Origin of the sequence: Streptomyces xiamenensis, from assembly GCF_000993785.3 — a bacterium.
In the GTDB taxonomy this organism is placed as follows: domain Bacteria; phylum Actinomycetota; class Actinomycetes; order Streptomycetales; family Streptomycetaceae; genus Streptomyces; species Streptomyces xiamenensis.
Genome location: NZ_CP009922.3, coordinates 3,739,375 through 3,757,369, shown reverse-complemented (window position 1 = coordinate 3,757,369; position 17,995 = coordinate 3,739,375). Strand labels below are relative to the sequence as shown.

Annotated in this window: 22 protein-coding genes; 13 read left to right on the top strand and 9 right to left on the bottom strand. The window is 71.4% G+C overall.

Translation table 11 applies throughout. From position 1 onward, the window contains the following. Nucleotides 1-163: 163 nt before the first annotated feature. Complete coding sequence (locus SXIM_RS17455) at nucleotides 164-1,594, bottom strand: NAD(P)H-quinone dehydrogenase (protein WP_078846960.1); 1,431 nt, start codon at nucleotides 1,592-1,594, stop codon at nucleotides 164-166. Between the two features lie 131 nt (nucleotides 1,595-1,725). Here SXIM_RS17455 and SXIM_RS17450 point away from each other — a divergent pair, with 131 nt between their 5' ends. The 3 genes from SXIM_RS17450 (at nucleotide 1,726) to SXIM_RS17440 (ending at nucleotide 4,783) form a co-directional block, all read left to right on the top strand. Beyond that, the gene (locus tag SXIM_RS17450; RefSeq protein WP_030728623.1) at nucleotides 1,726-2,178 is read left to right on the top strand and encodes a gamma-glutamylcyclotransferase family protein; all 453 of its coding nucleotides are present in this window, start codon (nucleotides 1,726-1,728) and stop codon (nucleotides 2,176-2,178) included. A gap of 101 nt (nucleotides 2,179-2,279) precedes the next feature. Continuing rightward, a complete protein-coding gene (locus tag SXIM_RS17445) occupies nucleotides 2,280-3,086 on the top strand; it encodes a purine-nucleoside phosphorylase (RefSeq protein WP_030728624.1) in 807 nt (268 codons plus the stop codon). 29 nt (nucleotides 3,087-3,115) lie between these two features. After that, nucleotides 3,116-4,783: a phospho-sugar mutase gene (locus tag SXIM_RS17440; RefSeq protein ID WP_046724641.1), complete on the top strand. Its 1,668-nt coding sequence runs from the start codon at nucleotides 3,116-3,118 to the stop codon at nucleotides 4,781-4,783. Nucleotides 4,784-4,840: 57 nt separating this feature from the next. On the opposite strand, the gene SXIM_RS17435 is transcribed toward SXIM_RS17440, so the two are convergent. Beyond that, complete coding sequence (locus SXIM_RS17435; RefSeq protein WP_218941162.1) at nucleotides 4,841-5,290, bottom strand: GNAT family N-acetyltransferase; 450 nt, start codon at nucleotides 5,288-5,290, stop codon at nucleotides 4,841-4,843. 154 nt (nucleotides 5,291-5,444) lie between these two features. Between SXIM_RS17435 and SXIM_RS17430 the strand changes: the two genes are divergently transcribed. Next, nucleotides 5,445-6,119, top strand: a complete 675-nt coding sequence (locus SXIM_RS17430) for a class I SAM-dependent methyltransferase (RefSeq protein ID WP_046724640.1) — start codon at nucleotides 5,445-5,447, stop codon at nucleotides 6,117-6,119. A 77-nt stretch (nucleotides 6,120-6,196) separates the two neighbouring features. Here SXIM_RS17430 and SXIM_RS17425 read toward each other — a convergent pair whose 3' ends face one another. Both SXIM_RS17425 and SXIM_RS17420 read right to left on the bottom strand, forming a co-directional pair. Next, nucleotides 6,197-6,412, bottom strand: coding sequence for a DUF397 domain-containing protein (locus SXIM_RS17425; RefSeq protein WP_046724639.1), 216 nt, complete (start codon nucleotides 6,410-6,412; stop codon nucleotides 6,197-6,199). Next, entirely contained in the window at nucleotides 6,396-7,235 is an 840-nt protein-coding gene (locus tag SXIM_RS17420; protein WP_046724638.1) for a helix-turn-helix domain-containing protein, read from the bottom strand. The genes SXIM_RS17425 and SXIM_RS17420 overlap by 17 nt, the downstream gene beginning before the upstream one ends. Before the next feature lie 143 nt (nucleotides 7,236-7,378). Here SXIM_RS17420 and SXIM_RS27490 point away from each other — a divergent pair, with 143 nt between their 5' ends. The 3 genes from SXIM_RS27490 to SXIM_RS17410 are packed head-to-tail and all read left to right on the top strand — an operon-like array spanning nucleotide 7,379 to nucleotide 8,159. Next, on the top strand, nucleotides 7,379-7,555 hold the full coding sequence (locus tag SXIM_RS27490; protein WP_168222774.1) for a hypothetical protein: 177 nt from the start codon (nucleotides 7,379-7,381) through the stop codon (nucleotides 7,553-7,555). After that, nucleotides 7,552-7,806: a hypothetical protein gene (locus SXIM_RS17415; RefSeq protein ID WP_046724637.1), complete on the top strand. Its 255-nt coding sequence runs from the start codon at nucleotides 7,552-7,554 to the stop codon at nucleotides 7,804-7,806. The genes SXIM_RS27490 and SXIM_RS17415 overlap by 4 nt, the downstream gene beginning before the upstream one ends. Then, a complete protein-coding gene (locus SXIM_RS17410; RefSeq protein ID WP_148236130.1) occupies nucleotides 7,803-8,159 on the top strand; it encodes a hypothetical protein in 357 nt (118 codons plus the stop codon). Before SXIM_RS17415 ends, SXIM_RS17410 begins: the two co-directional genes overlap by 4 nt. Here SXIM_RS17410 and SXIM_RS17405 read toward each other — a convergent pair. Together SXIM_RS17405 and SXIM_RS17400 are read right to left on the bottom strand one after the other, a co-directional pair. Continuing rightward, the gene (locus tag SXIM_RS17405) at nucleotides 8,151-9,035 is read right to left on the bottom strand and encodes an SDR family oxidoreductase (RefSeq protein ID WP_046724635.1); all 885 of its coding nucleotides are present in this window, start codon (nucleotides 9,033-9,035) and stop codon (nucleotides 8,151-8,153) included. The genes SXIM_RS17410 and SXIM_RS17405 overlap by 9 nt on opposite strands. 40 nt (nucleotides 9,036-9,075) lie before the next feature. Next, nucleotides 9,076-9,471, bottom strand: a complete 396-nt coding sequence (locus tag SXIM_RS17400) for a winged helix-turn-helix transcriptional regulator (protein ID WP_046724634.1) — start codon at nucleotides 9,469-9,471, stop codon at nucleotides 9,076-9,078. Nucleotides 9,472-9,579: 108 nt separating this feature from the next. Between SXIM_RS17400 and SXIM_RS17395 the strand changes: the two genes are divergently transcribed. Next, complete coding sequence (locus tag SXIM_RS17395) at nucleotides 9,580-9,945, top strand: DoxX family protein (RefSeq protein ID WP_046724633.1); 366 nt, start codon at nucleotides 9,580-9,582, stop codon at nucleotides 9,943-9,945. A 70-nt stretch (nucleotides 9,946-10,015) separates the two neighbouring features. Here SXIM_RS17395 and SXIM_RS17390 read toward each other — a convergent pair whose 3' ends face one another. Continuing rightward, nucleotides 10,016-10,648, bottom strand: coding sequence for an FMN-dependent NADH-azoreductase (locus SXIM_RS17390; protein WP_046724632.1), 633 nt, complete (start codon nucleotides 10,646-10,648; stop codon nucleotides 10,016-10,018). A 112-nt stretch (nucleotides 10,649-10,760) separates the two neighbouring features. Here SXIM_RS17390 and SXIM_RS17385 point away from each other — a divergent pair, with 112 nt between their 5' ends. After that, nucleotides 10,761-11,378, top strand: coding sequence for a TetR/AcrR family transcriptional regulator (locus SXIM_RS17385; RefSeq protein ID WP_046724631.1), 618 nt, complete (start codon nucleotides 10,761-10,763; stop codon nucleotides 11,376-11,378). 282 nt (nucleotides 11,379-11,660) lie between these two features. Here SXIM_RS17385 and SXIM_RS17380 read toward each other — a convergent pair whose 3' ends face one another. Then, nucleotides 11,661-12,299 carry a PH domain-containing protein gene (locus tag SXIM_RS17380; RefSeq protein WP_046724630.1) on the bottom strand — a complete coding sequence of 213 codons (639 nt, stop codon included), beginning with the start codon at nucleotides 12,297-12,299 and terminating at the stop codon, nucleotides 11,661-11,663. 263 nt (nucleotides 12,300-12,562) lie between these two features. Here SXIM_RS17380 and deoC point away from each other — a divergent pair, with 263 nt between their 5' ends. The 4 genes from deoC to SXIM_RS17360 are packed head-to-tail and all read left to right on the top strand — an operon-like array spanning nucleotide 12,563 to nucleotide 16,569. Continuing rightward, nucleotides 12,563-13,513, top strand: coding sequence for a deoxyribose-phosphate aldolase (gene deoC / locus SXIM_RS17375; RefSeq protein ID WP_030728655.1), 951 nt, complete (start codon nucleotides 12,563-12,565; stop codon nucleotides 13,511-13,513). A gap of 26 nt (nucleotides 13,514-13,539) precedes the next feature. Beyond that, nucleotides 13,540-14,976: an aldehyde dehydrogenase family protein gene (locus tag SXIM_RS17370; RefSeq protein ID WP_030728658.1), complete on the top strand. Its 1,437-nt coding sequence runs from the start codon at nucleotides 13,540-13,542 to the stop codon at nucleotides 14,974-14,976. After that, nucleotides 14,969-15,880: an aldehyde dehydrogenase family protein gene (locus SXIM_RS17365; protein ID WP_046724629.1), complete on the top strand. Its 912-nt coding sequence runs from the start codon at nucleotides 14,969-14,971 to the stop codon at nucleotides 15,878-15,880. Before SXIM_RS17370 ends, SXIM_RS17365 begins: the two co-directional genes overlap by 8 nt. A 29-nt stretch (nucleotides 15,881-15,909) precedes the next feature. After that, nucleotides 15,910-16,569, top strand: coding sequence for a uridine kinase family protein (locus tag SXIM_RS17360; protein ID WP_078846959.1), 660 nt, complete (start codon nucleotides 15,910-15,912; stop codon nucleotides 16,567-16,569). Nucleotides 16,570-17,132: 563 nt separating this feature from the next. On the opposite strand, the gene SXIM_RS17350 is transcribed toward SXIM_RS17360, so the two are convergent. Next, complete coding sequence (locus SXIM_RS17350) at nucleotides 17,133-17,903, bottom strand: SigE family RNA polymerase sigma factor (RefSeq protein WP_030728669.1); 771 nt, start codon at nucleotides 17,901-17,903, stop codon at nucleotides 17,133-17,135. Nucleotides 17,904-17,995 lie beyond the last annotated feature (92 nt).

Here is a 17,995-nt window from a genome sequence, read left to right as displayed (position 1 = left end):
AATCATCTGACGACGTTCTGCAGCGAACACGGAACCGACAGTAACCCCAATGACCGTCTGGTTTCAGCAGGTTGCGGGGAATTACCGAAGTTGTCTGTACGTGCGCCCCCGGCGTGATATGTGCCGGGAGCGCCTGCGGCCCGCAACGCGCGCTGACCTGTGTCTACCGCTCCTCGGCGGCCTTGCTGGTCTGCAACTGCCGTGCCGTCTCGGCGAGCGAACCCGACAGAGACGGGTACACCGTGAACGCTTTTGCGATCTGTTCCACGGTCAGACTGTTGTCAACGGCGATCGAAATCGGATGAATCAACTCGCTCGCCCGCGGCGACACCACCACTCCGCCGACGATGATCCCCGTCCCGGGACGCGCGAACAGCTTCACGAAACCGTCCCGCACCCCCTGCATCTTCGCCCGCGCGTTGCGCAGCAGCGGCAGCTTCACCACCCGCGCGTCGATCCGGCCCTCGTCCACGTCCGACTGGGTGTAACCGACGGTGGCGATCTCCGGGTCGGTGAAGATGTTCGCCGAGACCGTCTTGAGGTTCAGCGGGGCCACGGCGTCACCCAGGAAGTGGTACATCGCGATCCGCCCCTGCATCGCCGCCACCGAGGCCAGCGCCAGCACCCCGGTCACGTCCCCCGCCGCGTAGACGCCGGGCGCCGACGTACGGGAGACCCGGTCCGTCCAGATGTGGCCCGAGTCCTTGAGCCGGACCCCGGCCTCCTCAAGACCCATGCCGGCGGTGTTCGGGATGGCGCCGACCGCCATCAGACAGTGCGTGCCGGAGATGACCCGGCCGTCGGCGAGGGTCACCTCCACCCGGTCCCCGACCCGCTTGGCCGCGGCGGCCCGCGAGCGCGCCATCACGTTCATGCCGCGCCGCCGGAAGACGTCCTCCAGCACGGCGGCGGCGTCCGGGTCCTCGCCCGGCAGCACCCGGTCCCGGGAGGAGACCAGGGTGACGCGGGAGCCGAGCGCCTGGTACGCCCCGGCGAACTCGGCGCCGGTGACGCCCGAGCCCACCACGATCAGCTCCTCGGGCAGCTCGCCCAGGTCGTACACCTGGGTCCAGTTGAGGATCCGCTCCCCGTCCGGGCGGGCGTCGGGGATCTCGCGCGGGTGGCCGCCGGTGGCGATCAGCACGGCGTCGGCGACCAGCTCCACCTCGGTGCCGTCCGGGTGGGTGACGGACACCCGGCGCGAACCGTCGGGCGCCTGGTGCGGTTCGAGGCGGCCACGGCCCGGCAGGACGGTGACCCCCGCCCGGGTGACGGAGCCGGTGATGTCCTGCGACTGCGCGAGCGCCAGCCGCTTCACCCGCCGGTTGACCTTGCCGAGATCGACCTCCAGCGCGCGGCCCTCCGCGCCGTCCAGAAGGATCCCCAGCTCGTCGTGGGAGGTGTCGAAGCTGGTCATGACCTCGGCGGTGGCGATCAGCGTCTTGGACGGCACGCAGTCGGTGAGCACCGAGGCGCCGCCCAGCCCGTCCCGGTCGACCACGGTCACCTCCGCGCCGAGCTGCGCGGCCACCAGCGCCGCCTCGTAGCCGCCAGGTCCGCCACCGATGATCACGATCCGAGTCACGTCCTCCAGTGTCTCTTATGACCGGGCCGGAGGAACGTTCGACCCCCTGACTGTGACCTGTCATGCGAAAGGCGCTCCGGGGGCGGAACGTGGTGAACGGCTCAGGCGATGACCCGCGCCACTCCCGTACGCTCGGTTCCATGTCGCTCTACGCCGCATACGCCGGAAACCTCGATGCCCGGCTGATGGCCCGCCGTGCCAAGCACTCCCCCCTGCGCGGCACCGGCTGGATCACGGGCTGGCGGCTCACCTTCGGGGGTGAGCACATGGGCTGGGAGGGGGCGCTGGCCACCCTCGCGGAGGAAGTCCCCGACGACGGTCCCGGGCCCGGAGTCTTCGTGGCGCTGTATGACATCGCGCCGATGGACGAGGACGCCATGGACCGCTGGGAGGGGGTGGGCCTGAGCATCTACCGGCGGATGCGGGTCAGGGTGCACACCCTGGACGGCGACGTGCAGGCGTGGTCCTACGTCCTGAACGGGTACGAGGGCGGGCTGCCCTCGGCGCGCTACCTCGGCGAGGTGGCGGACGCCGCCGAGTCGGCCGGGGCCCCCCACGACTACGTGATGGAACTGCGCAAACGCCCCTGCTGAAACCTCGCGTCCGGCGCCCGCACCAAGCGGCGGGGCCAGGTGCGTACGTTCGGTCAGCCGTCCGTCTACGCGCGTAGGCCAAACTCGGCTAGGCTCGGCCCGTGACTGTTTCAGAGATTGAGGGCATCGCGTCGGCCGACGACGCGGCGGCCCGGCTGCGCGAGTTGACCGGTGTGGACAGCCACGACGTGGCCCTGGTGATGGGCTCGGGCTGGCTCCCGGCGGCGGACGCGCTCGGCGAGACGGTCGCCGAGTTCCCGGTCACGGAGCTCCCCGGCTTCCCGCCCCCGGCCGTGGCCGGCCACGCGGGCACCATCCGCTCCTACCGGATCGGTGACAAGCGCACCCTGGTCTTCCTGGGCCGCACGCACCTGTACGAGGGCAAGGGCGTCGGCGCCGTGGTGCACGGCGTGCGGACGGCCGTGGCCGCCGGCTGCAAGGTGGTCGTGCTGACCAACGGCTGCGGCGGCCTGCGCGAGGGCATGCGCCCCGGCCAGCCCGTCCTCATCAGTGACCACATCAACCTCACCGCCACCTCCCCCATCGTCGGCGCGAACTTCGTCGACCTGACCGACCTGTACTCGCCCCGGTTGCGGGCGCTGTGCAAGGAGGTCGACCCGAGCCTGGAGGAGGGCGTGTACGTCCAGTTCCCCGGGCCGCACTACGAGACGCCGGCGGAGATCGGCATGGTGCGGGCGATCGGCGGCGACCTGGTCGGCATGTCCACCGTCCTGGAGGCCATCGCGGCCCGCGAGGCCGGGGCCGAGGTGCTGGGCATCTCCCTCGTCACCAATCTGGCGGCCGGAATCACCGGCGAACCGCTGAACCACGCCGAGGTCCTGCAGGCCGGCCGTGACTCGGCCACCCGGATGGGCACACTGCTGTCGCGGGTACTCGGCCGCATCTGAGTTCCGGGATCTGAGGAGAGCGAGAAGCGATGACGACGCAGGAGCTGAGGGCGGCGGCCGAGGCATGGCTGGCCGAGGACCCCGACCCGGACACCCGCGCCGAGCTGGCCGCCCTGCTGGCGGCCGGCGACGACGCGGCGCTGGCCGAGCGCTTCGGCGGCACCCTCCAGTTCGGCACGGCGGGCCTGCGCGGCGAGATGGGCGCCGGCCCGATGCGGATGAACCGCGCCGTGGTGATCCGCGCGGCGGCCGGACTCGCCGCCTACCTGCGCTCGCGCGGCCAGGGTGAGGGCCTGGTGGTCATCGGGTACGACGCCCGGCACAAGAGCCTGGACTTCGCCCGCGCCACCGCCGCCGTCATGGTCGGCGCCGGACTGCGCGCCGCGCTGCTGCCGCGCGCCCTGCCCACCCCCGTCCTCGCCTACGCGATCACCCACCAGCACGCGGTGGCGGGCATCGCGGTCACCGCCAGCCACAACCCGCCGCAGGACAACGGCTACAAGGTCTACCTGGGCGACGGCAGCCAGATCGTGCCCCCGGCCGACACCGACATCGCCGCCGAGATCGCGGCCGTGGGCGCGCTGGCGGACGTACCGCTGGCCTCCGACGGCTGGGACTTCCTGCCGGAGTCGCTGGTCACCGACTATCTGGCGCGCGCGATGTCCCCGCTGACGGCGGACACCCCGCGCACCACCCGCGTCGTGTACACGCCGATGCACGGGGTCGGCCGGTCCGTGCTGACGGCGGCCTTCGAACGGGCCGGATTCCCCGCCCCCACCCAGGTCCCCGCCCAGGCGGAACCCGACCCCGACTTCCCGACCGTGGCCTTCCCCAACCCCGAGGAACCGGGCGCGATGGACCTGGCCTTCGAGACGGCCCGCGCGGTCCACCCCGACCTGGTCATCGCCAACGACCCGGACGCGGACCGCTGCGCCGTCGGGGTGCCGGACGCGTTCGCCGAGGGCGGCTGGCGCATGCTGCGCGGCGACGAGGTCGGCGCGCTGCTCGCCACCCACCTGGTGCGCGGCGGCCGGCGCGGCACCTTCGCCGCCTCCATCGTGTCCTCCTCGCTGACGGGGAAGATCGCCGCGGCGGCCGGGCTGCCCTACGAGGAGACCCTGACCGGCTTCAAGTGGCTGGGCCGGGTCAAGGACCTGGGCTACGGCTACGAGGAGGCCCTGGGCTACTGCGTGGACCCCGAGGGCGTCCGCGACAAGGACGGCATCACGGCCGCCCTGCTGATCGCCGAACTGGCGGCGGTGGAGAAGAAGCACGGCCGTACCGTCCTGGATGTCCTGGACGACCTGGCCGTGACCCACGGGCTGCACGCCACCGACCAGCTGTCGGTACGGGTGAACGACCTGGCCGAGATCGCCGCGGCGATGCGGAGCCTGCGCGAGAACCCGCCCACGGAGCTGGCCGGCCTGCCGGTCACCGCGGCCGAGGACCTGACCCGGGGCACCGCCACCCTGCCGCCGACCGACGGCCTGCGGTACACGCTGGCGGGCACGGGCAGCGGCCCGGTGCGCTCGGCCCGGGTGATCGTGCGCCCCAGCGGCACGGAGCCGAAGCTGAAGGTCTACCTGGAGACGGTCCTGCCCGCGCCCGACCTGGCCACCCTCCCGGGGGTCCGGGAGACGGCGCACACCGTCCTGACCCGGCTGAAGAAGTCCGTGGCGGAACACGCGGGGCTGTAGGACCGGGCTTCAGCCAGGTCTCCCCGTCGCGGCCCGGATGGTTCCGGGCCGCGACGGCTACAGCACCCGGAACCTCTCCTCCAGACCCGCCACACGCTCGGCCCGGCGGGCCATCAGAAAAACCTTCGCGCGAGTGCGCTGCACCTCGTGCACCAGCTCGAAGCCCTGGTCCTGGTAATACCTTGCCAATGCGGGGAAGTGGCAGCCCCGGCGAACCCATGTACGCCCGTGCGCTGCGGCCCGGTCCACCGCCCACAGACTCATCACGCTTCCCGGCTTCTTCGCACGGTGGGCCGGGTCGGTGACGGTCGAGTACAGGTAGTGAGCCGGCTCGGCCAATTCCTCGTCCGTCCATCCCCAGGCAGGAGTCTGCTCCTGAATGGTGGTGCACCCGATGATGCGCCGGGCCCCCTCTGCGAGAACCCACACGTCACCGTCGGGGTTCGCAGCCTGTCCCGCGAGTTCGGCAGCGCTCTCCCGCCAGCTCGGCAGCCCGCCCTGCTCCATGAAGTTGATCCGCTGCTGTGGGCCGTGCTCCCCCGGCGGCGACGCCCACTGGCTGCCTGTCAGCCGGGCTAGAGGTCCGAGACTTCTTGGTCCCGGCCTGGGTGGGTTTCCGCGAACCGGCCCGGGTCCTGACCGTTCCCGCCAGGATGGGCGGGTGACCACCACCGCAGACCTCTGGTACCACTACGGCCGCACCCGCGCCGCCACGGACCGGGGCGTGCCCGAGGCCTTTCGCTGGAGCTGGGGCCAGGACAGCGGGCCCGGCCCCGAGATCCTGGGCGCCCTGAACGGGAGGATCGTCGGCGATCTCGGAGCCGGATCAGCGCGGCACGCCGCGTATCTGGCGGCCCACCGCCAACCCGCCGGGATCGACGCGATCGATGCCTCCCCTGCCCAGTGCGACATGGGCACCAGCTTGTACGGCCACCTCGCGCCCCGGCTGCGTGTCGTGCGGTCCGACGTGATCGCCCACCTGCGTACGGCAGTCGGAGTGTGCGACGCGCTGTACAGCGTCTTCGGCGCGATCGACTTCACCGATCCACGCAAGCTGCTGCCGGCCGCCGCAGCGTCCCTGCGACCTGGCGGCCGACTGGTGTTCGCGACCCTGAGCACCTACCTCAACGGCGAGCCTGCCCAGCCCGACGTAGACCCCGCCGACATCCCGGCGCGGACGCCGGGCGGCGAACCGGCCACGATGCCTCGCTGGGTACTCCAGGAACAGGTGTGGACGAAACTCCTCGACCATGCCGGGTTCACCCGGATCAACGTGGACGTGCTTCCAGGCAGTCCGGAGACCCTGCTGGCGAGCGCCCACCGCGCACCGGGTTGATCCCCGTGTCACACGATGTTTCCCCCTGAAACACGGTGGCCCCGTACCGGTGTCCGGTACGGGGCCGAGTGCGCTGCTCAGAGGGGGAGTTGGCCGTCCTTGACGGCGGAGACGAAGCGAGACCAGTCGCCCAGGGGGAAGACGATCGCCGGACCGGCGGGGTTCTTCGAGTCGCGGACGGGCATCACACCGGGGTGGCCATCGGCCACTTCGATGCAGCCCCCTGCCCCATTGTCGCTGTAGCTCGACTTACGCCAACCGACCAGAACCGATGCGTCAGGAATCCTTGTCACCTTCGTACTCTTTCAAGTAATCACGGATGAGATCCAGGGACTTGCTCTGGGAGAGAGCCATAGAACGCGCCAGGTCAAACCGTTGCGTGAGTTCGACGATCCGCCGGGGTGATTGTACTGCGTCACCCGAATCGAAGCTCTCGACCAGCCCAACGGTCGCACCCGTGCGCAGAGTCAGCAAGGTGAGGCTGCCGCCCAGCACCGGATGCAGTCCCTCCTCAAACGGCAGGACCAGCACGGTGACATACGGATTGCCCGCGTAACTCAGCAGATGGCCCAATTGCTCACGCATCACGGCTTTGTCGCTCGTGGGGCGGCGGAGCGCGGCCTCATCCAGGATGCCCCAGAAGAATGGGGGATCAGCCCGCTCGAAGATGCGCTTCCGGAACATCCGGCTTGCGACGCGGGCATTCAGATCTTCATCATCGGCTTCGGGAAGCCCGGCCCGAATGAGTTCCCGTGCGTACGCCTCAGTCTGCAACAGCCCAGGAATGACACTGCTCGCGAAGACCTGAATCCTGATCGCGTCATTCTCGCGCCGCACAATGTCGCGACTGTACCGCGCGATGTACATCTCCCGGGACAGGCCATACAGCTCGGCCAGAGTGCCGCATGTCCCGAAAAACTCATCCAGCGTGCGGACCAGGGCGCTGGATGGCTTCTGCCTTCCTGACTCAACTCGGTGGATGTAGCTGTACGAGTAACCACCCACCTCCTTCGACAGCCCACGCAGCGACAGGTTCCGCTGCTCCCGCAACTCGCGGACCCTGCGCCCCAGTCGCTCCTCCGGTGTCAGCCCGTTCTCTTCGCCGGTCAGCTCCATTTCGCCCGCCCCTCCTCCTTGTTAACCAACAGCGGGCCAAGGCCGTTCAGTAACAGCCTCCACGTGCACAAACCCGCCCCAACTGGAGATGATGTAACCAGAATCACACGATCGGCTGCAATGAGTTACGGAAGGTGATAGCCATGGCCACGGCCACGAATGCGCCCCCTCCACCACCCGACCCGGAAGAGAGTGAAGTGTCGGCAAAATCGGGTGAGTTGACCGATCCGCTGGATGTTCTGCTCCACGAGGTCCGGCAGCATCTCAAGGACGTCGGCTATGAGCGCCCGAACGAACGTCCTCGTCGGGAGGCGTCGTGAGGGGCGTCGAGGAGAGCGGGTGGAACCGCGCCGTCGAGGTCACGGCCGACAGTGTGCGGGTGGGCGACGCGGTCACCCTGGGCGGGCGGACGTTGACGGTCGCCGATCTGAACGGGCTGCCGAACGGCGCCAAACAGCTCCGCTTCGCGACGGGCGAGATCCTGACGCTGCACTGCCGTTCCGCGCTGACCGTGACGCGGCTCAGCCCGCCCCCGCCACGTGCGTACCGTCGCCGGAGGGAGGACCGATGAGTGCGGCGACTCCCGTGCCCTCGCTCCAGGTGTGGGCGAGCACGCACTTCCTGACCGGGTGGACCGAGCGCGGCCGTTGTCTGATGTGCCGGCGGCGGGACGCGCCGGTGAAGTGGCTCGGGCCGGTGATCAGCGGCGGACGGCACGCGCCGTTTCTGGCCTGTGAGACCTGCACCGGGCATCTCGCCCAGTGGGTGCGCACCTACCCCGATCCCGTTGCCCCGCCGCCGATCGGGCGCACCGCCCGTACCGTCGGCCGGGCCACGTTCCGCGCGGGGCGGCTCGCTGTCACCTGCACGGTGACGACCGCGGCCATGGCGGCGGTCGCCGCGCTGTGGTGGACATCAAGGTGACAGATAGCGGCCCTGGTCGATGTCCTCGATGAGGCCGGGACCGACCGGCTCCCAGCCGAGGAGTTCGCGGGTCGCGGCGGCCGAGGCCGGCTGGTCGAGGGCGAGCAGCGGGCCCAGGAAGCCGAAGTCCTCACGCGGCACGGAGGCGGTCGGCAGGTTCAGCGCGCCGCCGATGGCGGTGGCGATGTCACGGGTGGGCACTCCCTCGTCGCCCACCGCGTGCAGCACGCTCCCGGCCGGGGCGTTCTCCAGCGCCAGCCGGTAGAGATGGGCGGCGTCCCGTACGTGCACGGCGGGCCAGCGGCTGGAGCCGTCGCCGACGTAGCCCGCCACGCCCCGCTCGCGGGCGGTGGCGGTCAACCGGGCGACGAAGCCGTGCCGGTCGCCCGCGCCGTGGACGGAACGGGGCAGCCGCAGCACGGCGGAGCGGACGCCCCGGTCCGCCGTGGTGAGGGCCAGGGCGGCGTTCTGCTCGCGGCCCGCCGCCATGGAGCCGGGTTCCGCGGTGTCGCGTTCGGTGGCGACCCGCCCGGCCACGGCCGGGGTTCCCGCCGTGACGACGAGCGGTTTGCCGGTGTTCTCCAGGGCCGCGCCGAGTGCCTGGACGGCGAGCGCGTCGGCCCTGACCGCGCCCTCGAAGTCCGTGAAGTCGTGGACGAACGCCAGATGGATGACCCCGTCGCAGCCGGCGGCCCCGGCGCGCAGGACGACCGGGTCCTTCAGGTCACCGCGCAGGACGTCGGCGCCCGTCGCGGCGACGGTGGCGGCCGAGGCGTCCGAGCGGGCGAGGCCGAGGACCTGGTGTCCGGCGCCGATCAGCTCGGGGAGGACGGCGGAGCCGATCCAGCCGGACGCCCCTGTGACGAACACCCGCATGACAGAACCTCCCGGTCACCCGCCGTTTTCGCGGATCGTGTCACGCGCCGGCGGCCCCCGCACCCGGACGCTCGCCGTATGCTTCCCGGCTGGCCTCGATCTCCTCGATGTGCTCCATGGCCCAGCCGGCCAGGCCGAGCGCGGGCGGGATGAGGCTGCGGCCGGTGGGCGTCAGCTCGTACTCGACGCGCGGCGGAACCTCCGCGTAGGCCGTGCGGGAGACCAGCCCGTCGCGCTCCAGGTTCCGCAGGGTCAGGGTGAGCATGCGCTGGGAGATGCCGGGGATCTGCCGGTGCAGATCGGTGAAGCGCAGGCACCCCTCGTCCAGGGTCGCGACGATCAGCAGCGTCCATTTGTCGCAGATCCGGTCGAGCACGGCGCGGATCGTCCGTCCGCCGTCGCCCCGGATCATGCAGGTGTGTTGGTACCGCGACATGACAGCCCCTTGTGCGTAGGGCACATCGGTGTGCCTTTTGTAAGCCGTTCCATGGTGACTCACGATGAGGCAACTTACGTCCGGTAACTATTGCCGCAAGGGGTTCTCGTGACCGTCGCCTACTGGATCGTCGCCGCGCTGCTCGCCGTGTTCTACCTCTACGCCGGGGGCAAGAAGATCGCCCAGAGCCAGGAACAGCTCCGGCCGATGATGGGCTGGGTGGACCGGGTTCCGATGCCGGCCGTCCGGACCATCGGGACGCTGGAAGTGCTCGGGGCGGTGGGTCTGATCCTGCCTCCGCTGACCGGGGTGGCGCCGTGGCTGGCCTTCGCTTCCGCGATCGGGCTGTTCCTGGTCCAGGTGGGAGGCATCGTGGTGCATCTGTCGCGTGGCGAGGCCCGGCTGATCGGGCTCAACATCGGGTTGCTGGTGGCGGCGGGTGCGGCGGGCGGGCTGGGGACCGTCTGGCTGTGACCTGGTGGCGGACGGCTCACGGGGGGGGTGGGACGGCGGGCCGCGCCGGGCCGTCCCACCTCTGAGCCGGTCAGCTCCCGGCGAGCGCCTGCCCGGCCTCGCGGGCGGCGGCCAGGGCCTGGGTGTGCTGCTCCTCGGCCAGGTCCTTGAGGCTCTCCATGCCCGGGGTGGTGGCGGCGAGAGTGAGTTCGCGCTTGATTACGGTGAGGTCGGCCTGCCAGATGTCGGCGAGGACGCGCCGCAGGTACGGGGTGGAGTGGTCCCAGCCCTCGCGCGGGGTGCCCGGGCCGTAGCCGCCGCCGAGGGTGGTGACCAGCACGGTGGGGGTGCCCTTCAGCAGCGGAGTGGTGGGCCCCGCGCCCGCGATGACGAGGTCCACCCAGGTCTTGAAGTGCTGGGAGACGCCGTAGTTGTACAGCGGTACGGCCAGGATGGCGGCGTCGGCGTTCTCCAGTTCGGCGGCCAGCGTGGCACCCAGGGCGACGGCGTCGCGCTGCCCGGCGCTGCGGTCCGCCTCGGGGGTGAAGCCCGCGGCGATGGCGGTGGCCCAGGCATCGGCCGGGAGCGCGTCGGTGGCCAGGTGGCGGCGGGTCACGGCGGCGCCGGGGTGGGCGGCGGTCCACTGCGCCTCGGCGATGTCGGCGATCTCGGCGCTGCCGGAGGTGCCGGGGAAGATGCTGGCGTCCAGACGGAACAGGTTCATGGGGTGGCTTCCTCGCAGGGTCGGGCGGCCCGCGGTGGCGATCGACCGCGGCCTGGGTTCACTATAAACGGACTTCACCCCGGTTATATGCCCCGGGCGGTAGATTGGACCCGTGGACCCCTCTCTCGTCCCCTTCGGGAAACCGCGCGCCGAGCGCGCCGACGCCGTGCGCAACCGCGAGCATCTGCTGCGCACCGCCCGCGAGATGCTCGCGGAACTGGGCGCGGACAAGGTGACGATGGACGGCCTCGCCGAGCGGGCCGGCCTGGGCAAGGGCACCGTCTTCCGCCGCTTCGGCACCCGGGCGGGTATCTTCCGCGCGCTGCTGGACGCCGACGAGCGGCACTTCCAGGAACAGGTGCTCTCCGGACCCCCGCCCCTGGGCCCCGGCGCCGACCCGGCCGAGCGCCTCATCGCGTACGGCCGGGCCCGGATCGCGTTCATCCTGGATCACCACGCCCTCGCCCGGGCCAGCATGGAACGCCATCAGTCCATGCCACCCGGCGAACCGGGGGTCTCCCAGCTCCACATCCGCGCGCTGCTCGGTCAGGCCCGGATGGAGGGACCCGGCCTGACCGCCCTGTCCCTCCAGCTCACCGCCGCCCTGGAGGGACCGCTGCTGCTCCCGGCCTCCCGGATGTGGGACGCGGAGAACCCGCCGGACGCCGACGAGATCGAACGCTTCCTCGGCGACGGCTGGCAGACCCTGATCGAACGCGTCATGCGCTGAGCGACACCCGGAGGGGCGGACCGGGGCGGAACACGTACGCACCCGCGTCGTCACCTGACCGGGGCGCTCCGGACGATGTGCAGTGCTTGGCCAGTGGATCGTGAACACGCCAGCGGTGCCCGCGTGGTCTCTCGGCACGCGGAGCACGTCAACGGGGAGGGGCCGGGTGACCTCAGGTCGTACGGATCGCTCCGGACGGACGCTCCCGCTTCGGCATGCGCGAGGACGCGTCGTCCGGCGGCATGCCCCTCAGCGTCCTTCCGCTCCGTCCGGGAGAGGCGGTCAGCCGGTGATCCACAGGATCAGCAGGCCCACCGCGCCCACCGCCGCGGGGGCGAGCGTCTCGTAGGACCAGCGCACCGTGACCTCGCCCTGGGCGCCCGGGTCGCCCGCGTGGCGCTCGGCCAGGTCGCGCAGCTCCGCCACCGCCACGTCGGAGGGAGCGGTACGGGGCTGGTCGGCGTCCTGGCCGATCCGGTCACGGCCGCCCAGGCCGAACATGCCGCCGCGCGGCTGTTCGCCGGCGGCGAGGCGCTCGTTGTGACGGGTCGCCTTGCCACGGGCGCGCAGCGACACCGGGATCGCCCACAGCTGATAGGTGGCACCGCCGGCCCGCAGCTCGCACGAGTAGGCGGCCTTCACGCTCTCCACCGCGGCCCAGGGGGCCACCACGGTACGGAAGGGGTTGCGCACCCGCAGCCGCTCGGCACCGGCGAAGACCGCCGGGCGGAAGGTGAACGCGGAGACCAGCGGCACGAACAGCAGCAGCGCCGCCGCCGCGACCACCGGCGTCCGTCCGTCCCCGCGCAGGATGGCGTCGCCTCCCAGCCAGACGGCCAGGCCGATCAGCAGCACACCGGCGGCGAGCGCCGAACCGGAACGGTAGACGCGGTCGGCGTACTGGGGGGGCTCACTCGTCATGCCCACGATTCTGCCGGACACCCGCTGCTTTCCGGCCTCCGAGGGGTTCGCGCTACGGGAAAACGCTGTCGGTCCGCGAGTCGTGGATCAGCTCGCCCCCTCGTCCGGATTCCCTCCGCCCCACGGGCAACCGCATCGCGACGCCTGGTGCTCCAGGGGGTGACCGGGGTGGTCATCGGATGAGGCCCGAGACGAGGGAGAGTTCCAGAGGGGCCGTGGGGGTGGCCTCCCACTACGCGCGTAGATATGCTCGTCTGGTGAGCATGCCACCCACCGCCCCCGCCGCCCTCGCGGATGTCACCGCCTCCGACGCGGCCCTGCGCCGCCACCTGCACGGCCTGCCAGGAGTCGACACGGTCGGCCTGGAAGCCCGTGCCGCCACCCTCGGCACCCGCTCGATCAAGACCACCGCGAAGGCGGAGGCCATCGATCTGGCCATCTCCATGATCGACCTGACCACCCTGGAGGGCGCGGACACCCCGGGCAAGGTGCGCTCGCTGTGCGCCAAGGGCGCGCGGCCCGAGCCGAGCGACCCGAGCGCACCCCAGGTCGCCGCCATCTGCGTCTACCCCGACATGGTGAACATCGCCAAGGAAGCGCTCGCCGGCACGCCCCTCAAGGTCGCCTCCGTCGCGACCGCCTTCCCGGCCGGCCGCGCCGCCCTCCCCGTCAAACTGGCCGACACGCGCGACGCCGTGGCCGCCGGCGCGGACGAGGTGGACATGGTCATCGACCGGGGCGCGTTTCTCTCCGGCCGCTACCTGAAGGTCTTCGAGGAGATCACCGCCGTGCGCGAGGCCGCCGGGCCCGCCCATCTGAAGGTGATCCTGGAGAACGGCGAGTTGTCGACCTACGACAACATCCGCCGCGCCTCCTGGCTGGCGATGCTGGCCGGGGCGGACTTCATCAAGACCTCGACGGGGAAGGTATCCGTCAACGCGACCCTCCCCAACACCCTCCTCATGCTGGAGGCCGTGCGCGACTTCCGTGCCGCCACCGGCCGCCAGATCGGGGTCAAGCCGGCCGGCGGAATCCGCACCACCAAGGACGCCATCAAGTACCTCGTGCTGGTGAACGAGACCGCCGGTCCCGACTGGCTGTCCCCCGACTGGTTCCGGCTCGGCGCCTCCAGCCTGCTGAACGACCTGCTCATGCAGCGCCAGAAGCTGGCCACCGGCCGCTACAGCGGCCCCGATTACGTCACCGTCGACTGACCGAGGACGCAAGGACACCCCAACAGATGAGCATCTTCGCGTACGCACCCGCGCCCGAGTCGCGCGCCGTCGTCGACATCGCACCCTCCTACGGCCTGTTCATCGACGGCGAGTTCCGGCCCGCCGCCGAGGACAAGGTCTTCCCCACCCACTCCCCCGCCACGGAGGAGCGGCTCTCCGAGGTCGCCCACGCCGGGGCGGCGGACGTGGACGCGGCGGTACGGGCCGCCCGCACCGCCTTCGGCCCCTGGTCGGCGCTGCCCGGCGCCGAACGCGCCAAATACCTCTTCCGCATAGCGCGCCTGATCCAGGAGCGCTCGCGCGAACTGGCCGTCCTGGAGTCGCTCGACAACGGCAAGCCGATCCGGGAGTCCCGCGACACCGATCTCCCGCAGGCCGCCGCGCACTTCTTCTACTACGCGGGCTGGGCGGACAAGCTGCGGTACGCGGGCTTCGGACCCGACCCCCGCCCGGTGGGGGTCGCGGGCCAGGTCATCCCGTGGAACTTCCCGCTGCTGATGCTGGCCTGGAAGGTCGCGCCCGCGCTGGCCACCGGCAACACGGTCGTCCTCAAGCCGGCCGAGACGACCCCGCTGTCGGCGCTGTTCTTCGCCGACATCTGCCGCCAGGCCGGACTGCCGCGCGGTGTCGTCAACATCCTCACCGGGGACGGCTCCACCGGCGCCGAGCTGGTCGCCCACCCCGGCATCGACAAGGTGGCCTTCACCGGATCGACGGAGGTCGGGCGGGCCATCGCCCGTACGGTCGCCGGCACCCACAAGCGGCTCACCCTCGAACTGGGCGGCAAGGCCGCGAACATCGTCTTCGACGACGCGCCCATCGACCAGGCGGTCGAGGGCATCGTCAACGGCATCTTCTTCAACCAGGGCCATGTGTGCTGCGCCGGATCGCGGCTGCTGGTCCAGGAGTCGATCCAGGAGGAGCTGCTGGACGCCCTCAAGCGGCGCATGGAGACGCTGCGGGTGGGCGACCCGCTGGACAAGAACACCGACATCGGCGCCATCAACTCCGCCGAGCAGCTGGCCCGCATCCGGGAGCTGGCGGCGGCCGGTGAGGCGGAGGGCGCCGGTCGCTGGCAGCCCGCCTCGTGCGAACTGCCCTCCCAGGGCTACTGGTTCGCGCCGACGCTGTTCACCGAGGTCCAGCAGTCGCACCGCATCGCCCGCGAGGAGATCTTCGGCCCGGTGCTGTCGGTGCTGACCTTCCGCACCCCCGAGGAGGCGGTGGCCAAGGCGAACAACACCCCGTACGGGCTGTCCGCCGGCATCTGGACGGAGAAGGGCTCGCGGATCCTGTCGGTGGCCGACAAGCTGCGGGCGGGCGTCGTCTGGGCCAACACGTTCAACAAGTTCGATCCCGCGTCGCCGTTCGGCGGCTACAAGGAGTCCGGCTTCGGGCGCGAGGGCGGCCGGCACGGGCTGGAGGCGTACCTCAATGTCTGACAGGTCCGACAAGAAGAAGACCGCGAAGGCGGCGCCGGCTCCCGCGCGGCTGAGCGTGCTCAAGACCTACAAGCTGTTCGTCGGGGGCAAGTTCCCCCGCTCCGAGAGCGGACGGGTGTACGAGGTGACCGACTCCCGCGGCGGCTGGCTGGCCAACGCCCCCCAGTCCTCCCGCAAGGACGCCCGCGACGCGGTGGTCGCCGCCCGCAAGGCGTTCGCCGGATGGTCCGGCGCGACCGCCTACAACCGGGGCCAGGTGCTGTACCGGGTCGCCGAGATGCTGACCGGGCGGCGCGAGCAGTTCGCCGCCGAGGTCGCCGACGCCGAGGGGCTGTCGGTGGAGGCGGCGCTGGCGGCGGTGGACGCCGCCGCCGACCGCTGGGTCTGGTACGCGGGCTGGACCGACAAGATCGCCCAGATCGCCGGGGGCGCCAACCCGGTGGCCGGGCCGTTCTTCAACCTCTCGGTGCCCGAGCCCACCGGAGTGGTCGCCGTCCTGGCTCCGCAGAAGTCCTCGTTGCTGGGCCTGGTGTCCGTGCTGGCGCCGGTGATCGCGGGCGGCAACACGGCCGTGGTGGTGACCAGTGCCGCCGCGCCGCTGCCCGCGCTGTCGTTCGCCGAGGTGCTGGCCACCTCCGACGTACCGGGCGGGGTCGTCAACATCCTCTCCGGCGACACGGCGGAGCTGGGTGTGCCGCTGGCGGCGCACCAGGACGTCAACGCGATCGATCTGACCGGCGCGGGCGGTGACGCCGAGCTGGCCACCCAGCTGGAGACGGCGGCGGCCGACAACCTCAAGCGCGTGCTGCGGCCCGCCGACGAGGACTGGACGGCCGACCCGGGCACCGGGCGGCTGCTGACGTTCCTGGAAACGAAGACCGTCTGGCACCCCATCGGCGTCTGAACGGCGCGCATACGGGACAATGGGGTCCCGTGACCGTTACGCCGCAGACGCCGCCGATACCCCCCACGTCGCAGGCGGATCCGGAGCCCGGACCCCGGGCCCGGGTCATCCTGCTGACCGGCCCCTCCGGATCCGGGAAGTCCCGGCTCGCCGTACGCTCCGGGCTCCCGGTGCTGCGGCTCGACGACTTCTACAAGGAGGGCACGGACCCCACCGTGCCGCCGCTGCCCGACGGCTCCGGCACGGACTGGGACGACCCCGCCTCGTGGAACGCCGACGCGGCGCTGGACGCGGTGCGCCGGCTGTGCGCGGCGGGCAGCGCCACCGTCCCGGTGTACGACATCTCCACCTCCGCGCTCACCGGCAGCGCGCCGCTCGACCTGGGCGGCGCGCCGCTGTTCATCGCGGAAGGGATCTTCGCGGCGGAGATCAGCGAGCGGTGCCGGCGCGAGGGCCTGGCGGCGGACACCCTGTGTCTGCGCAACCGGCCGCTGACCACCTTCCGGCGCCGGCTGACGCGCGATGTGCGGGAGTCCCGCAAGTCGCTGGTGTTCCTGCTGCGGCGCGGCTGGAAGCTCATGCGGGCGGAGGGCCGGATCGTGGCCCGGCACGTGGAGCAGGGGGCCCACCCGTGCGGCCGGGACGAGGCCCGCGCGCGCATCGCGCGGCTGAGCGGCGCGACGGTCTAAGGCACGGGGCGGCCGGCCCTGCCCGACGGGCGACGATTTTTCGGCTCGGCGGAGATCTGTACCTTCTCGGTATGAGTGACACCTACACGATGACGGAGGCCCCGGATGCCCTCGGGACGCTCGTTCATCGGGTCGCACGTTCGCACGTTCGCACGAACGCATCACGATCACGGAACACGGCCGCGCCGCGGCGGTACTCATCCACCCCGAGGATCTGGCGGACCTGGAAGACGCCTTGGCGGTAGCCGAGTACCGACGCCGGAAGGCCGAAGGCACGCTGGAACTCATCCCCCACGAGGAGGTCCGGCGGCTGCTGGGGCTGAACGAGGAGGACGGCGCGTGATGGCCGCTCCGTGCGAGAGGCTCCGTCCCTCCATCAAGTGGTGAGGGTCCCTCGGTCAGAGCTCCCAAGCCTCTGAGCACCAGCCGCGAACGTCAGCGGGGTCCGGCGCCCCCCAGGCACCGGACCCCGTTCTTTCCCCCGTGATCCCCCGTGTTCCCCCGTTCCCCCTTCCCTCGGGTTCCCCCGTGTCCCCCGGTTTCCCCCGTGTCCCCCCGCCCCCTCAGGCCACCAGCTCGCCGAAGGACTCCTCCACGTCCCGCCCCATGTTCAGCGAGCGGTCCTCGCGCAGCCGGCGCAGGGTGCGCCAGATGCTGCTCTTGACGGTGCCGACGCTGATGTTCAGCGTCTCCGCGATCTCCGGGTCGGTCTGACCCTCGTAGTAGCGCAGCACCAGCATGGTGCGCTGCTGTTCGGGCAGCCGCGCCAGCGCCTGCCACAGCACGGTGCGCAGTTCGGTGCCGCGCATCGTGTCGTACTCGCCGGGGGACTCGGGCAGTTCCTCGGTCGGGTACTCGTTCAGCTTGCGGCGGCGCCACGCGCTGATGTGCAGGTTGGTCATGGTGCGGCGCAGGTAGCCGCCGACCGCCGCCTTGTCGGTGATCCGCTCCCAGGCGCGGTACGTGGACAGCAGCGCGCTCTGGAGCAGGTCCTCCGCCTCGTGCCGGTCACCGGTGAGGTGGTAGGCGGTGGCGTACAGGGAGGCGCGGCGCTCTCGCACGTAGGCGGTGAACTCCGCCTCCGTGACCCCCTCGCGCCGCGCTCCCCGCACGGTTCCCCCGTTCCCCCCGGTCTCCCCCGTCTTCCCCCCCACCGCGTCCACCGCACTGAGGTGCGCCGGACGCGCATGACCGGTGCCGCGATGGCCCCCCAGCCTGTTCGCGGCGCCGGACGACGTGTTCCCCGTCACGTCGCACCGCACGGGAACCACGGAGGTGCGAGCGCGCGTCGTACCGATGACTGCCGTGTTGCTGATGCTGTGCAGTGCGCTCATCCCGCTGCCCCCATCGTGTCGCCGTGCCGTACTCGGTGTGTCGGGGAATACACTGCCCGGCCAGTTTCATGGGGCCGTCCCCCAACTGTCAC

What these genes read in the sequence shown, in the direction of transcription:
- SXIM_RS17450 (WP_030728623.1), top strand. Translation starts at nt 1,726, where the DNA reads ATGTCGCTCTACGCCGCATACGCCGGAAACCTCGATGCCCGGCTGATG.
- SXIM_RS17440 (WP_046724641.1), top strand. Translation starts at nt 3,116, where the DNA reads ATGACGACGCAGGAGCTGAGGGCGGCGGCCGAGGCATGGCTGGCCGAG.
- SXIM_RS17435 (WP_218941162.1), bottom strand. Translation starts at nt 5,290, where the DNA reads ATGGAGCAGGGCGGGCTGCCGAGCTGGCGGGAGAGCGCTGCCGAACTC.
- SXIM_RS17420 (WP_046724638.1), bottom strand. Translation starts at nt 7,235, where the DNA reads ATGGAGCTGACCGGCGAAGAGAACGGGCTGACACCGGAGGAGCGACTG.
- SXIM_RS27490 (WP_168222774.1), top strand. Translation starts at nt 7,379, where the DNA reads ATGGCCACGGCCACGAATGCGCCCCCTCCACCACCCGACCCGGAAGAG.
- SXIM_RS17410 (WP_148236130.1), top strand. Translation starts at nt 7,803, where the DNA reads ATGAGTGCGGCGACTCCCGTGCCCTCGCTCCAGGTGTGGGCGAGCACG.
- SXIM_RS17405 (WP_046724635.1), bottom strand. Translation starts at nt 9,035, where the DNA reads ATGCGGGTGTTCGTCACAGGGGCGTCCGGCTGGATCGGCTCCGCCGTC.
- SXIM_RS17400 (WP_046724634.1), bottom strand. Translation starts at nt 9,471, where the DNA reads ATGTCGCGGTACCAACACACCTGCATGATCCGGGGCGACGGCGGACGG.
- SXIM_RS17390 (WP_046724632.1), bottom strand. Translation starts at nt 10,648, where the DNA reads ATGAACCTGTTCCGTCTGGACGCCAGCATCTTCCCCGGCACCTCCGGC.
- SXIM_RS17380 (WP_046724630.1), bottom strand. Translation starts at nt 12,299, where the DNA reads ATGACGAGTGAGCCCCCCCAGTACGCCGACCGCGTCTACCGTTCCGGT.
- deoC (WP_030728655.1), top strand. Translation starts at nt 12,563, where the DNA reads ATGCCACCCACCGCCCCCGCCGCCCTCGCGGATGTCACCGCCTCCGAC.
- SXIM_RS17370 (WP_030728658.1), top strand. Translation starts at nt 13,540, where the DNA reads ATGAGCATCTTCGCGTACGCACCCGCGCCCGAGTCGCGCGCCGTCGTC.
- SXIM_RS17365 (WP_046724629.1), top strand. Translation starts at nt 14,969, where the DNA reads ATGTCTGACAGGTCCGACAAGAAGAAGACCGCGAAGGCGGCGCCGGCT.
- SXIM_RS17350 (WP_030728669.1), bottom strand. Translation starts at nt 17,903, where the DNA reads ATGAGCGCACTGCACAGCATCAGCAACACGGCAGTCATCGGTACGACG.